This window comes from Tardiphaga sp. 839_C3_N1_4 (assembly GCF_051811045.1).
In the GTDB taxonomy this organism is placed as follows: Bacteria; Pseudomonadota; Alphaproteobacteria; order Rhizobiales; family Xanthobacteraceae; genus Tardiphaga.
Window position 1 is genome coordinate 1 of record NZ_JBPWQD010000002.1, and the last position, 15,597, is coordinate 15,597.

At 57.9% G+C, this 15,597-nt stretch carries 6 protein-coding genes; 2 read left to right on the forward strand and 4 right to left on the reverse strand.

Annotation, left to right across the window (positions count from 1 at the left end; genetic code table 11):
• The 4 genes from AB8A38_RS29680 to AB8A38_RS29695 all read right to left on the reverse strand — a co-directional run.
• A partial coding sequence (locus AB8A38_RS29680; protein WP_439088634.1) for a biotin/lipoyl-binding protein occupies positions 1–872 on the reverse strand: 872 nt, incomplete at its 3' end.
• Positions 873–892: 20 nt separating this feature from the next.
• Positions 893–3,235: a calcium-binding protein gene (locus AB8A38_RS29685; RefSeq protein ID WP_439088635.1), complete on the reverse strand. Its 2,343-nt coding sequence runs from the start codon at positions 3,233–3,235 to the stop codon at positions 893–895.
• A complete protein-coding gene (locus tag AB8A38_RS29690) occupies positions 3,232–4,983 on the reverse strand; it encodes a type I secretion system permease/ATPase (RefSeq protein ID WP_439088636.1) in 1,752 nt (583 codons plus the stop codon). The genes AB8A38_RS29685 and AB8A38_RS29690 overlap by 4 nt, the downstream gene beginning before the upstream one ends.
• A gap of 81 nt (positions 4,984–5,064) precedes the next feature.
• Positions 5,065–12,036 (reverse strand): peroxidase family protein, encoded by a 6,972-nt coding sequence (locus AB8A38_RS29695; RefSeq protein WP_439088637.1) that lies wholly within the window; start codon positions 12,034–12,036, stop codon positions 5,065–5,067.
• A gap of 543 nt (positions 12,037–12,579) precedes the next feature.
• Here AB8A38_RS29695 and AB8A38_RS29700 point away from each other — a divergent pair.
• On the forward strand, positions 12,580–13,977 hold the full coding sequence (locus AB8A38_RS29700) for a sensor histidine kinase (RefSeq protein ID WP_439088638.1): 1,398 nt from the start codon (positions 12,580–12,582) through the stop codon (positions 13,975–13,977).
• A 171-nt stretch (positions 13,978–14,148) separates the two neighbouring features.
• A complete protein-coding gene (locus AB8A38_RS29705; RefSeq protein WP_439088639.1) occupies positions 14,149–14,808 on the forward strand; it encodes a response regulator in 660 nt (219 codons plus the stop codon).
• Positions 14,809–15,597 lie beyond the last annotated feature (789 nt).

Below are 15,597 nucleotides of genomic sequence, written 5' to 3' on the forward strand. Positions count from 1 at the left end.
TCGATGGCGAGCTTGCGTTCGTTCAACTCAGAAATTCGGGCATCAATTAGTCTGAGATCACGCTGCGCCTCGGTGCTGGCGTTTTGATCGACGGCAATAATCTGTACGCGAATTTCGCTAGTCCGGACCTTCGCACGGGCGATGCTAGAGATGATTTCGCCGCGTTCGCCGCGAATCCGCGCCCAATCCCGGTGAACCGAATAGACGCGGGTGTATTCGACGATCTGCTTGGCAAAAAGATCATTCAGCTTGTCCCGCTCGACGCCCACGAGCTTGATCTCTTCCTCCTTAGCTGCCAGACGCGCTTCCATTCCGTTAATTTCTTCGCCGGTTTGAGCAATGCTCAGCTCAAGCTGTTCCTTCTGGCTATCTCGACCAAGCTTGTTGCCTGCAAACAAGCGCCGTTCTCCCAGAATCACAGTATCAACTGAGGTCGAGATTGCTGGAAGTTCGGCAGGGAATTCAATGGACGGCAAGTTATCACGCTCAGCGATCAATCGCGCCTGACGCCCCAGGGACTCGCCAAGCTGCGACCGTACGATCAGGTGTTCGGCCCTAATCTGCACATCATCAAGCGTCGCGAGAATCTGCCCCTGCTTGACGAAATCACCGTGCCGGACGGCGAGAGTCTTTACGATACCTCCATCCCTATGCTGAACTTCTTTTAGGTTCTGGTCGACTTTCGCCACACCCGCCGCGACAACGGCCCCCTCCAGCATTGCCAACGCGGCCCATCCCCCGCAGCCGGCCACCAATAGTAGAACGAGTGTAAGACCTCCCACGACACGCGGCCATATACGGAAGGAACTGCCGCGAACGGGCTTCGGCGCGACAACTTCTGCCTCAAACTGTCTAGCGTCAAAATGTTTCATTATCCGAGGTCCTGCCTGCTTTAGCTTATGGCAACGGTGAACTGGAGCTGGTGATGGCCGGCGACTTCGATGGAGAAAAAGTCGTCTGAATCCGGTCGGTCATGCACATCCACCACGGTAAATTCACCTTCATCCAGATGTTCGAACCGAAAGCGAACCGGTCGGTTATCCTGATTGCCTTGCAAATAGATGTCGTCGAACATATCCGCGATCTGCTGCCCGGCGTCCGTTTCTTGCAAATAGGCGATTTCGTATGTCGCCGCAAAAATGCGATCGCCCACCGTGAAGTCGGTGATCTTGCGGATCAGGAGCGGCTCCTGGTCGTCATCGCTGCGTTGAAACTCAAAACGATCCCTGCCCGAGCCGCCGGTCATGGAAACGGATCCCGAACCGGCAATCAGGCGATCGTCCCCCCCTCCACCAATGATCTTTTCAAACGAATTGATCAGGTCGTGACCAATGTCCTGACCGTCCGCGCGTCCATTCGCAAGGTCGATGGTGACGCTGAGAGTCGCGGTGGCATAAGACAGTGTATCTGAGCCGTCGCCTCCATCGTATTGATCACTCGCAGCATCAGCGGTTGCCGAAACCTGATCATTGCCCTCCCCGGTCTGTACGACGTCCTCGTCCGCACCATCCGCGACGACATCGTCACCAATTCCTCCGATCAATCTGTCGTTGCCCGCCGCCCCATCCATTGATAGCGACCACGCTCCAGCGGTGATTGTGTCACCGCCACTTCCGCCAATCACCGCTTCAAATCGCGCGATCTGGTCGTTTCCGATGTCCGCGCCGCTCGCTGCATTATTTGCGACGTCGACTAAAACTCCGGATGTCGCAGTCGAATAATCCAAAGTGTCGATGCCCGCGCCGCCATCGTAGCTGTCCGCTTCGCCGTCTGCAGCCGCAATTAGATAGTCATCGCCCGTGCCGCCATCAACGGTGTCGCGGCCGACACCATCGAAAAGTGTATCGTTACCGTCACCGCCAGTGAGGAAATCATTGCCGGCACCGGCAATCACAATGTCCGCGCCATCGCCGCCGTCGAGACTATCGTCACCATCTCCACCGTCGAGTGTGTCGTTGCCTCGATCGCCACTAGCAAGATCTTCCCCCGCACCGGCAAGAATGATGTCATTACCTGCGCCACCGAACAGCACATCATTGCCATGTTCACCCATCAAGTTGTCGTCGCCGTCTTCGCCGTAGATCCGGTCGTTTCCTGCCCCGCCAAAGACGATGTCATCGCCAGAACCTGCAAACACAACATCATTTCCCGCACCGGCATAGACGACGTCATTGCCGGCCCCAGCGACGATGTGGTCGTCACCCCCTCCACCGATAATGACATCATTGCCTTCGCGCGCATCTATATTGTCATTGCCGTCGCCAGCGTTGATGGTATCAGCGCATTGCGTACCAAGAAGATTGTCGTCCCCGCTGGTTCCGAGAATCGGTGGCGCTGCCACGACATTAAAATAGGCTACTTGAGGTACAACGACGAACCCGTCAGTGATGAAATAAGTCAACTTGACCGGTCCGAGCATTCCCTGATCATGAACAAAAGACCAATCGCCGTCGGCGCTTTGGCTCACGCTCCCAGAGTTCGCAGACAAGCCGACAACACGAAGACTGTCGCCGTCAGCATCGCTAGCGCCTGCCAGAAGAGCGAGCATTGAAATCAAGAACGCCTGACAACCATATATGTCTTGGAGATATATCGGACCGTTGATGCGCGGCGCCCTGTTCCGCGCCGTCTCTGGATTCACGCCTCCGGGATTTGGAATGTCGATCAGGGGTGGACGCGGTCCTTGCGGCTGAGCGCCCGATCCTCTGCTGTCTCCATCTCCGCCGCCGCCGCCGCCGCCTCCGCCGCCTCCGCCGGTTCGCCCGGTGTCACCCTGCCCCGCTGGCCGGTCATCCTTCGGGCGCTCCGGATCGATCGATGATCCGGAACTTAGGTGCACAACAGGTGGCCGTTCCAGCCCATTCCCATGCGTAACGGAGCTGTTCTGTACGCCCTCTTCCGATTTAGGCAGGACCGGAGCATCGGATCTCGACGATCCTCGCGTCCGTTCCGTGCCGCCAGTTACGTCCTCTTCTGATTCTGCTTCGCCTTCGACGCGTTGTTCGTTGTCGCGTCCGTCTTCGCTGCTCTCTTTATTAGGCTGTTCGTGCTTTTCGTCCGCGCGCGCTTCGACGCGAATCGGCAGAAAGCTGCGCAGATAGGCTACGCAACTGGCCAAAAATAAAAGAAAGACAACCGGAACAAGACTTCCCTTGTGGTTGTCGCTCTCGACAAAATCATCGCGGCTCTGCTTCGCCGGTCCGGATTCCTGCTTGGTGGCCCTGGCTGTAATCATGCTGGCCTCCTGACCATTGTTTGCTGATCTTCTGTAACCGGCTTGGCAGCTCCCTGCAGACCCGGCGTCATAATGTCGTGCTTATTGCCGAAAGCGACCATCCGGCCGTTCTGTACGATGGCGACGAGGTCCACCGCCACAAGCGCGCTTGGCCGATGCGCGATGACGATCGTGATCCCCCCGCGCTCGCGAATACCCTCGATCGCTCGCGTGAGTGCTTCTTCGCCTTCGCCGTCAAGGTTTGAATTCGGCTCGTCCATGACGACGATGAAGGGGTTGCCATAGAGGGCGCGTGCCAACGCGACGCGCTGTCGTTGACCGGCGGACAAAGCCGCGCCTTGCGGACCCAGTTGGGTCCGATATCCCGACGGCATCTTCACGATCATCTCATGAACGCCAGCCGCTTTCGCGGCGTCGACAACCTTACGAAAGTCGGGCTGCGGCTCGAACCGACAGATGTTCTCTTCGATTGTTGCATCCATCAAGCTAACTTCTTGTGGCAGGTAGCCGATGTGCTGGCCAATCTCGTCCTCGCGCCATTGGCTAAGATCGGCCCCGTCGAGCCTCACACTTCCACGCAGCACCGGCCATATGCCGGTCAGTGCACGCACCATGGTGGTCTTACCGCCCGCACTGGGGCCTATGATTCCAAGCGCCTGTCCCGCCTCGATCTCGAAGTTGATATCGCTCAAAATAATTTGGCCTGATCCCGGGGCAGCAATGGTCGCCTTGTCCACCGTTAGACGCATGCTCGGGGCTGGTAATTGCATTGGCTGGTCCGCGGCAGCAAGAGCGATCACCGTATCGCGTAGCCGCGCATAAGCCATGCGTGCTGCGATAAACGACTTCCAGTTTCCGATCGCGAGATCGACTGGCGCGAGCGCGCGCGAAGAGGCTACCGAACATGCAATGATCGCACCGGCGGACAATTCATTCTTGATTGTTAAATATGCGCCAAGGCCAAGCAGCGCCGATTGCAGGATCATGCGGAAGACCCGAGAGACAGCTGCAAATGTACCTGTGATATCGTTGGCTTTGGTCTGCAATTCCAGATGCTCGCCGTTTGCCTCGTTGAAACGACCCACAGCTCGCCCGGCAAAGCCCATGGCCTTGAGAACGTCGGCATTGCGCGCATTGCAGTCGGCAATCGTGTTTCGCGCGAGCGCCGCCTTGCGTGTTGACACGCTGAGTCGTTTTGTCAGCACTTCGCTGATAACCGTCATAACCGTCAGAAAGAGCGCGCCCGCGATCGTCAACGCACCAAGCAGCGGATGAAGGAAATAGATGAATGCGAGATAGATCGGCATCCAGGGTAGATCGAACAGTGCTGCCGGTCCCTGACTGCCCAGGAAACCACGAACCGTATCGACATCGCGACCCCGCTCAAGAGCCTCCGATGTCGAAAAGCCAAAACGCGGCATATCGATCGCGACCCGGTGCGCGAGTGGCGCAATCTTCTTGTCCATCCGGGCACCGACACGAACAAGCACTTGGGACCGGATGACGTCGAAACAGCCCTGAAACAGATACAGCCCCACAGCCAGACCTGAGAGCACGACCAGCGTCGGTATGCTTCCGCTGGTCAAGGCTCGGTCATAGATCTGCATCATATATAGCGAGCCAGTCAGAGCCAGAACGTTGATCAGCCCCGATACGATGAACAAGAAAATAACGATTCCGCGCAAGCCGCGCGTGAGTTCTGCAAGGCTCCTGCGTTTTGCGGGAGTGAGTTCTTTTGATTTTACCATTGTGATGCCGCCCGGATTTCAAACTCAAGAGGACGAGTTGGGAGCAGTGGATCAACGATCCACCGCTCCCAATCTTGCAGACTAGAGCCCGACGTTGGCCGCCGTCAGCTGCTGATGCCCAGCGATTTCGATCTTGAAATCGGCATCCGTGTTTCCATCGATGTTGCCCTGCACGATTGTGAAGTCACCGTCGTCTCGTGACACGAAGCTAACAGCCAGTTGGCCCGCGGCACTGAATGCCGCACCATTGATCAGCTCGAACGCCTGATCGCCAGTTGCAGTCATATTGGCATCGATGCCGGTGAGGTCGATCCGGTCGCCCGGCTGGAATCCGAGGATGGTGTCGCCGTTAGTGGCCGACGCGGATGTGAATGTGAACGTGTCATTACCTAGACCGCCGTTCATCACGTTGACGGCATTACTCGCAATGATGACATCGTTCCCGGATCCGGTTGTAACGTTCTCAATGCCCCAGATCGTGTCATTACCGGTCTGCGAGCTTGATACGCTTCCATTGGCAAAGGCGGCCGGGCCGGAGCCCATATTGACGGTGATGTTGGCGGTGATCGCCGACATATTGAGGGTATCTATCCCCGTCCCGCCTTCACTATCGTCACCGAAATAGACATCGTCGCCGTCAGCCACCTCCGCCACGATCAGGTCGTCGCCGGCACCGCCGAACACCGTGTCTGCTCCGGCGCCGCCATTGATCAGATCGTTGCCTGCTTCACCCAGGATACGGTCTGCTCCGGATTCGCCGTAGATAATGTCGGCCTGGTTACCCCCGAACACCTGATCGTCGCCGTTGCCGGCGAAGATCACATCCCGGCCGTCGCCGCTGTTGACGAAGTCGGCACCGTCGCCCGCCGAAATCGCATCGGCTCCAGCATTGCCGATCACGACGTCATCACCATCGAATGCAATGATGTTGTCGTCGCTTGCCGTTCCGACTAGCACGTCCATCTGCTGGGTTCCGGTTCGGACTGCGCCGGTTGACGGGACAGCATTCCCGGCTTCCTCGTTGTCTTCGTCATCGCCACCACAATCATCGTCGTGATCGCCGGAACCCACCTGAGGGCCAGCGCCGGCTGCGACGTAGCTGATGCTGTGGGCACCGTTAGTTAGGGTCGTTACGCCGTTCGTGACCGTCTCATCGTAGTCGGCGGCCGTCGTACCTGCAGGCAGTTCGATCACATCCTGCGGACGCAGAGTTCCAATGATGGTGTCGTGGCCCCCATTGGAGCGGAACACGATGCGATGCGCCGAACTCAGGGCGGTGATATCCACGGTGTCGTCGCCGACATTGCCGTCGATGGTGATGGTGCTGAAGTTGAGGCTGGTGTTCGGCAGGTTGAAGTCGCCGATCACCGTGATCGTGTCGCCGCTCGAAGCACCGCCGTTCAGGCCGCCGCCGTCATTGGCGGTGACGTTGGTGGTGTTGATCTGGATTTCCTCGATGTTGTCGAGTTCGGCAATGACCGAGGCATTGTTGGTGCCGTTACGTGTGATCACAATTTCAGTGCCAGCGGCGAGCGAGGAAAGGTTATTTCCCGCCACAGCACCCCATGCCGCTCTTGTATAGATACGGAAGGCTTCGGCAGCGGCAACACCAGTGAGCACGTAGGTGTCCGAGGATGTATCCCGGCCGGCGGTTATCGCGGTCGTGCCACCATCGATGATATCGCGGCCGTCGGTGCTGAGCTGAGTGATCGTGTCGGCGCCTGAACCGCCACGGATCGCATCGTTGGCCGCTCCGCCATTGATGGCATCGTTGCCCCCACCGCCCTCGATGGTGTCGGTACCGCCAAGACCCAGCAGGGTATTGGCATTGCCGTCGCCGGTGATCGTATCGTTACCGGCGCCGCCGGTGACGTTTTCGATGCCCGACACGAACGAGAAGCCCGATGCCGCGCCGTTGTTGAGATCCACCGTGACGGAACCCGCCGACGTATAGATCAGGGTATCGGTGCCACCGGCCAGGTCGGCCGTAACCGATTCAACGCCGGCAATGGTGCCGCCCTCGAACAGGGTAAGCGCCGTGCCGTTGAAGGACACGTCGAGCGTCTCACCACCGCCAGTCCCGGTGATTTCCAGCGCGTCGATATCAGCGCCGCCGTCCACGGTATCGGTGTCATCGCCGAATGTGTAGCGGATGGTATCGTTGCCGGCACCGCCGTTGACGATATCGTTGCCGTCGCCACCGGTCAGGGTGTCGTCGCCGATGCCGCCGTTCAGCGTGTCGGTGCCGTCCTGGCCGAGCAGCGTGTCATTGCCACCGTTGCCGTTCAGGGTGTCGTTGCCGGTTTGGCCGAATATCGTATCGTTGCCGATATTGCCGCTCAGGGTGTCGTTGCCAGCAACGCCGCCATAGATGATGTGATCGTTCGTAAGCGTTATGGCGATCGTATCGTTGGCGTTCGATCCGGTTCTGATCGTGAAGGTCTCGACACGGGTCAACCCGGTGTCGTCCGTCACACGGACATTGAGCGTGTAAGTGGCGTTCGTGCCCATGGTGCCGCCGGTGCGCGCCACCGTGCCGCCGTTGCTCACCGTAAAGCCTGCGCTGCTCCCGGCCAGCAAGGCGTAGGTGAAGGTACCTGCACCATTGGGATCGACTGCGCTCAGGGTTGCAATCGTGCCGTTCCCGGGGAGCGTTGTGTTGCCCGGCGTGACACCGTTCCACTGGATGTCAGTGGGCGGACGCGGCACGTCTATTTCCACGTCGGAGAAGCGCAGGCGCTCCATGTTGCGGAGGACATCGATGCCATCCAGACCGCCGGGTGTGAACCCACCTGCCCCATCTGGAATCAGATGCTCCACCCGGATACTGCCATCCGCATTACCCGTGATCGTGTAGTTTGCCCGGATATCGGAGAAGACGGCGGTGTCGGTATCGCCAACTCCAGTGGCCGAGACGATGTCGCGGACGATCTTGAGCTGGCCGGGATTGACTGTGCCGGACAGAACCGAAGAGACCAGCGTCGTCATCGAGTCATGGTAGCTAAGGACTGTGTTGCCGGTCGGACCATTGGCGTCGAAGCTGGACATGACCGCGATGCGGACCCTCAGCCACTGGTCGCCATCGAGGATGTCGTCGCCGCCACGGCCTTCGATGAGGTCGCTGCCGGCACCGCCGAGGAGGATGTTGCCCCCGACAAAGCTGCCCTGGGCATCGAACGAGGCTGCCCCGGCGCCAACTAGCAGCTGCTGCAGACCCTGGATAAGGGCTATGCCCTCGGCATCCAGGGCACTGCCGCGGAAGCCTTCGGTCGGCACATCCGCGGCGGTGACGTCGGTACCGCGGATCACGTCATCCTTGGTCGAGCCCGAAGCACCTTCCACCTGGGTGAATGTATCCAGTGCCACATTAGCTGGAAGGACCGGGACGCCGGGAAGTATCTGCCGGGCGAGATCGACATCCACGGCGAAGTTCATGTCGCCGTAGATCGTCCAGTCGTAGCCGGACATGCCGTCGAACTTGCCGCGGCCAAGGCTGCCGAACCAGATATCGTCGCCGCCTTCGCCGATGAACTCGTCGAAGCCGCCATCGCCATGGAACACGTCGTGACCCTTGACCGCGTCGGCCTGGAACTGGTCGTCGAAGTTATCGCCGACCGCACCGGTCCAGGCGCCGACTTCGATCCAGTCGTCGCCTTCGCCACCAAGCGTCTGCTCGGTGGTCTTGCTGCCTAGCACGAAGTCGTTGCCGACCCCGCCAAAAGCCTCGTCAAGCATATCGGCACCCAGGACGATGAAGTCCTGCCCCGCGTCGCCGACGATCAAATCGACGCCGGCGCCAGCATTGATCGCATCGTGTCCTGCCCCGGACCGGATAATGTCGTCGCCGAACAGATCGGTGATGATGTCGTCGCCGTCGCCGCCGAAGTAGGAGTCGTTTCCGGCGCCGCCTTCGAGCCGATCATTGCCGCCGTCAGCATAGAGCGTATCGTCGCCTTCGCTGCCGATTAGGATGTCGTTGCCATTGGTGCCACCGAGCAAAACGTGTTCAATGCCGGTATATTTCAGGTAGTTCGAATCCGGGCCAACCGTGCCGGGGTTATTACGAATAACCAGCGGGGTAAGAATGCTGCCGCCGGTCGGATCGTTACCCAGGTTGTCGGCGGATTCGTCGATCGCTGTGCTCGGATCGTCCAGTAGGATGCCGTCTTGGCCGGCAGTTTCACCGAGGCCGGGATTCCATTGCTTGGTCCGGTCGATTTCCAGAATAAGGCCGGGCGTCGAGAAGACGTCGGAGGGCAAATGGCCCGCGTCCGCGTTGAGGCTGATGATTTTGGCGAAGGTGTTGTTTTCCATTTCCGACAGGAAATGCATGCCATCCAGGCGCTGCAGATAATAGAACCGGTCGCCGTCCTGTAGTTGCTCGAGCTGGACTTCGAACACAAAGTTGAAAGTCGAGCCGAGCATGCCGCCAAACGGCAGGATCTTTTCGGCAAGACCACCAATCCACAGGTCGATGTTGTCGAGTCCGGTGGTCGTGACGCCGCTGGGCAAGCTGGCCCACGCGCCGGTGCCGTTCAAGAAATCCTCCGCGTCAGCCGGGACGCTGATCGTGCGGGCTTCATTCGCCGCAGTCGCCGGGTTATCGAGGATAGACTGTGGCGTGCCAAAGATGATGGCCATCGCCGCAGCGCGCTTACCTTCAATCGTTGCCTCGCCAGTAATCGAGCTGTGCAGGCCATAGGCGGCCATGAAGTTGATGACCGAGGCTTCATTCTTGAGATTGCCGGCAAACTCCACCCAGCTATCGTAGGGCTTGAGTTCTGGCGCGTGCGAACTTGCCTCGAAGAACTCGCGGCGAGCAGCATTTAGCGAAGGAACGCCTGCATCCCGGCCGCGCGCGAGATTGATGGTGGCCAGATCGAGCGGCAGCCCCAGCAGATTGTTGCGCAGGGCACTGGTGACGAACTCGTCGATTTCATTGCCAACCTGGCGCGTCATTCCGCGGATGATATCACCAGCGGCGATGCTGTCGGCGACGGTGTGGCCCGTATCGAACTCGATCGGGTTGAGAAAGCCTTCAATCAGGCTGATCTGATCATTGGTGAACGAAGCATCCAGCCGGTCGATCTGCTCGGTCAGCATGGAGTGGCCGAAGCGGTAAACCACATGGGCGAACTCAGCCACGATGGCCGGGTTAATGTCCGCGTGATACCCGTCCGGAACTACGAAGAAGTCGATATTGGGTTGGATTTTGCGCGCAAAGTCCTCGAACACCGTATGCTGATATTGCATTTCAGTGCCGAACTTGGCTGCCTGGAACAAGCGCTCGCCGTCCCAGGTCAAGGTAGCGGCATGGGCTGCAAGGGCGGCCGGGTTCGTCGGGATGGCATTGACCTGCGCTTGCGTCAGATCGATGTCCAGCCACTCGTTGATAAAGGCCATGTCCTTGCTGGCGAGCACGATTTCCTTGGTGTGCTCGACCAGACGGTTGTGCTCGGAGTGGAAAATGTGATGCACGGCAGTCAGGCCGATATTCTCGTTGACACGGCCGTCACCGGCGATGAAGTGCGCATCAAGCAATTCGTTGTCATAGACCGCCGGGTTGTTGCCGGGGTTCAGCAGGCCGATTTCAATGTCGCCGTCCGCAATGCCATTTGGCACCGCGTCATGGGCAATATCTGCCAGGAATGCCGCATTGATGCGGATTGCGCTGGCGAGGCCGACCGGGGCGGCAAAGGTGCCGGAGATGACGACGTCATCGGCAGTATTGGGAACGCCATCGGCGCCAACGCCGGTGATTATCTGGGCAAACCCGGCGGCATTTGGGATGAAGTTGCCGTAGGCGTCGGTGCGGAGCAGTGGCACAGCGCCAACATCCTGGTCGGTCAGAAGGATGCCAAGCATCTTGGCCTGTTCCTTGACCTCGGCCCAAGTGGCCATGCCGCCCGGCTGAGCGCCTCCGCCTTCGATGAGTTTACCAGTGGCGTGCGGCTTGCCATCCACACCCATCGCGTACTGCCGCAGGAAAACCTGATGCGAAGCGTGCGAGGTATAGGTCTGATTCTGGTCAACGAAGGGCGTTGTGGTGTTGACCGGGCGGGTGTCGTCGGCCGTTCCCATGATGCCGTCGGCACCGGGGCCTACCGTAGCGCGTGTCAGCACCATGAAATTGGTCGGGCTGCCCGCCACATAAAGCGGGTCGTCCGGCTGCAGCGGAACAAACACTGTGCCGCTGCCGCCCTTGTTCACGAGATCAAGGCCGTGATCGAAGAACTGGCCGAACAGGGTGAACCAAGAATTGAATGGAGCCGACAGGCCTGCGTCAGGTGCCACGTTGGTTACTCTGACGTTATCGCCATCCATGACGATTCCGAACGGCTCAAGCGCCGCATCGCGAACGATGCTCGCGGCTTCAAGATTGACAACCGCGACATCGTGCGCGGCAGTCGCCGCTGCCAGCGTATCTATCGCAGTCTGCTCGGCGGGTGTCGGAGGTGTGTCCGGATTGCCATCGCTGAGGGCGTTTGCCGCTGCTTTGGCATTATCCATGACAACGCGCGACTGGTATTCCGCATTGGAGACCGGCTTGTAAACGTCGTAAATGGCCTGCACCAGGGCCACGTTGGCGAGGTCCGCGGCCACGAGACCGCCAACCTGCAAACCCTTGATGATGGCTGCCGGATTGCCCAGGGTCTGGTCGACGATCAAGTTGGAGATTGTGCGCAGACTGGAGTCGAAGACCATCGAACCAGGATTGTTGGAGGGATTGTAGTTGGTCGGCACTGGGGGGCCGAAGCCGGGCGGGATGGTTTGGGCCGGCCGAAACACCGGATCGAGCAATTCTGGGAATGGCAGATCGGCCGCGCCCCAATGTTCCTGGCCCGGCAACAGGTTGTTGTATGAACCGTCGACGGTGCGCAGCCCAAGGCTCAGCGTATAGGCGGGAACCGAGCCAATCTGACCGGCATCCCCTACACCATAGAGCGGGGCAGCGTTCGGATCATCCGGGTTGGCAACATAGGCGGCGTGCTTCTCGGCGATCTTGATCTGCTCTAGAATGAATTCCAGATCGCTCTTGATATAATTGGCCATTATGCTCTCCCTATGTAAGTCGTTTCACCCTTGAGCCCGTCTGCGACTATTCCGTCCGACAAATTTCTATGTCCAAACGGAGTTCACAATGAAGCTGGTGGTCATGGCTGGCCCCTCTGGCGTCAGATCCACGCTAGGGTCGGCCTGTTCAATTGCTTAGGGGACAAGGTCCGAGCAGCACTCGGACTGAAGACCAATCACGATAGGACCTTGGTCTGACGACCTTGTGTCGGTACCGGGAGAACATTCAATGGTCTTGGGTGCAGGAAAACGCGTTTTGGATCCGTGCGTCCGCCCAATGATCTGTATTTAAATTTGTATCGGAGCCGACCATCGGCGAGCTAGCATTGCGGAATAGCTCGCGGTCCGGCGGAAGGATAGATGCGACAGTTTCAATCGTGATGCTTTCGCTTAGTTATCGCTTTCAAAAAAATGCAAAAAATCCGGCTTTATCCGGCACCACCCGTCGATTTCTCATTCTGCCTATCAGGACATCAAATGCGATTTCATTAACTCGATTATTCTCCAAAGCGGAACCTCGAAATGATCTGGCACCGACTCGATATCGGTCACAAATCAAGCCTCTTTCGACAATTCTTCATTGCCGCCACGCTGACGATCGTCATTTCCATGACGATGCTCGCTTACTTCATCTCGCGCCAGCTTGAGACGAGCATGATGGAAACGGCAGCCGAGGAAGGCGCGATTCTAGTCGACGTATTCCTTGGCCCCTCCCTACAAGAGCTGGCAACGTCCTCGACGCTAACTTCCAGCACGGCACTAACACTGGACAATCTGCTTAAGACAACCATCGGTGAGCGCACTAAGGCGCTAAAGGTCTGGTTACGAGATGGTACGTTGGCTTATGCAACCGACAAGCGGCTCATCGGGCAGAAATTTCCATCTGCCGAACGGGATGCGGCGTTTGTCGGTAAGGCTTTTGGCGGATTTGCGGATACGGACGATGCAGAACATCAGACAGAACAGCCATTCGAACGACCGTTGATCGAGATTTACGCACCAATCTATGCGACGGGAAGTCGCGACATCATTGCAGTCGGAGAAGTATACAATAGTGGAGCGCGCTTCACCGCCGAACTACAGACGATGAGGGTGACCACAGCCAGCATTGTCGGCGCCGTTACCGCCCCCATGATGATCATACTGTTTGTGACGGTATGGCGCGCCAATGCCGTTGTTTCGGGTCAGCGGCTCTCGCTTCAAAAACGAATTGACGAGGCTCAAGCACTTGCAGCGCAGAATGATCAGTTGCGCCGCACTTCCGAAGCCGTACAACTTGCCGCCATGCACTCCAACGAACGCCTGTTAGGAGAAATCGGACAAGATCTTCACGATGGTCCCATTCAACTCGCCAGCGTTTTGGCACTTAAATTGAGCGAACTTGCTGACACAAATCCGAACGCGACACGTGTATTGTTGACGAACGTTATAGACCTCACTTCCAATATCCTCAAAGAACTGCGCGACATCTCAACCGGCCTCGTGTTGCCTGAGCTTGACGGGCTCACCTGCGCCGAGACAGTTCAGCTCGCAGTGTGGCGCCACGAACGAAACACGGCGACCAATGTGACATGCGAGATCGATTCATTATCTTTCCGTCCAGAACAGTCACTTCAAGTATGCGTGTTTCGTGTGGTTCAGGAATGTCTGAACAACGCATATGCGCATGGAGACGGCCAGGACCAACATGTGACAGCGTTCCGGGATGCATCGTCTGTGACGATCATTGTGGGCAACAGCGGGATCACCGAATTCAGCACGAAACCTTCGTCTGGCAGAGGCGCGCGGCTCGGGCTGTTGGGCCTTCGCAGGAGAGTGACGGCGCTTGGCGGCAGCTTCTTCGTGGAACCGCAAGATGACCGTATGACAGTGACCGTAACGCTTCCAATATCAAAAATATCGACCCCCGCGCAACCTTAAATAGCAACGTATAATCAGCCAGCGCGGAGCTTAACGCTAAGTTAAATTTGACATTTACAACGCCTCTAAAGCGTGCACAGTTTAGCTCATTGTTCATGCACACTAGCATGCGTATTTGTACATATTAGTCTTGCTTGATTTAAAATTCCTCAGCGATTTGTGGGGCTTGTAATGAGTTTAATGTCCGTCGCTTTGGTGGATGATCATCCATTAATGATTGAGGCGATATCGTCACTGCTTCTGCGGTCCGGTAGATTTGACGTCGTTGCTACAGGCATATGTGCGAATGATGTGGTCGATATTTGCACACGAAACACGCCGCAAGTCATCGTCGTCGACCTGAATATGCCGGGCGATATTTATACTGCAATGTCGGCAGCTATTTGCGCTTCGCCTTCGACAAAGGTTATAGCCTTCACCGCGGCGACGGGTGTCGATTCAGCAATACGTGCACTCGACTCCGGCGCCACCGGCTATGTATTGAAAGGCAGTAGCTCACGCGAGCTCATCGACGCCATCACAGCTGCGCATTCCGGCGAAACCTACATCACACAACATTTTGCCAGCCGCGTCATTGCCGCCTTGCGAGATACATCATTACGGCGTCGGGCTGCCGAAGCCGTGAAACTGAGCATTCGCGAGCAGCAAATCGTTCGCCTCCTCCTTCATGGAAAAACGAACAAGGAAATCGCGCTTACGATCCGCATTAGCGAGAAGACTGTGAAACACTACATGACGCTGCTGATGCAGAAGCTTCACGTTCGAAATCGCCTAGAAGTTGTCATTGCGGCCCAAAAGCTGGATGAGCGAGGCGGGGCAGCTGTTCACTAGTGCGCATGGGGTCGAGACGATAGCCCAAAGTTGTCGACACAAGGCGCTGAAACAGCGACCATAAGCGAGGAGAAATAACACGCGAACCTCGTTGTCGAGCTCGCTAGTCAATCGGCGACTTCTGCTTCGTAACGTCCCCCGGTCCCTCGCCCGGCCGCGACGCGCCGAAAGTCAGGGAGCCGCTTAGCCGTTCTGCACGCTCCCATGTACGTCTTGACCTTCGAGACCAAACCCCTGGTCGGGAAGGAAGCGACAGCCAGCTATTATGCTCGTGCTCAGGAGCGAACGAACTGAGCACTGAGCCGATAATGAAAAGAGGTCGACGACCAGCGGAGAAAATGACGGAGGTTCGCATTGACGCGAGCCGCCCCGGCATAACAAAAAACTTCAAGAAGCCACCAAGTCCTGCTTCCCCCGTGCGCCTCCGCATCAAAAGCGGTCATGGATCGCCAAAGTCATCGCAAGACGTTCCGTGGATCACGTCTGTGACCTACCGCCCGGGTACGTCCGGAAGGGTGGTGGGCAGATTAGACGGCGCCATCTGATTGCGATAGTGCGCGAGGACCTGAAGCCGGATGGCCGACGAAAGACACTGCCCCAGCCGACGTAATTGCGCCAAAGCAGATCTCCGTTCGGGTGCTGCTCGTCGAGTACCGCAGGGCCCCCTGTGACGACACCCGCCCTCGACACAATCGTGTTGAACGAGACTAGTTCGCCCCGAGCGTCGCGTAACCAATCTTGAGCGACACCATTTTAGAACGCGAAAGCTATTGGTTGATTCGCGCAGTC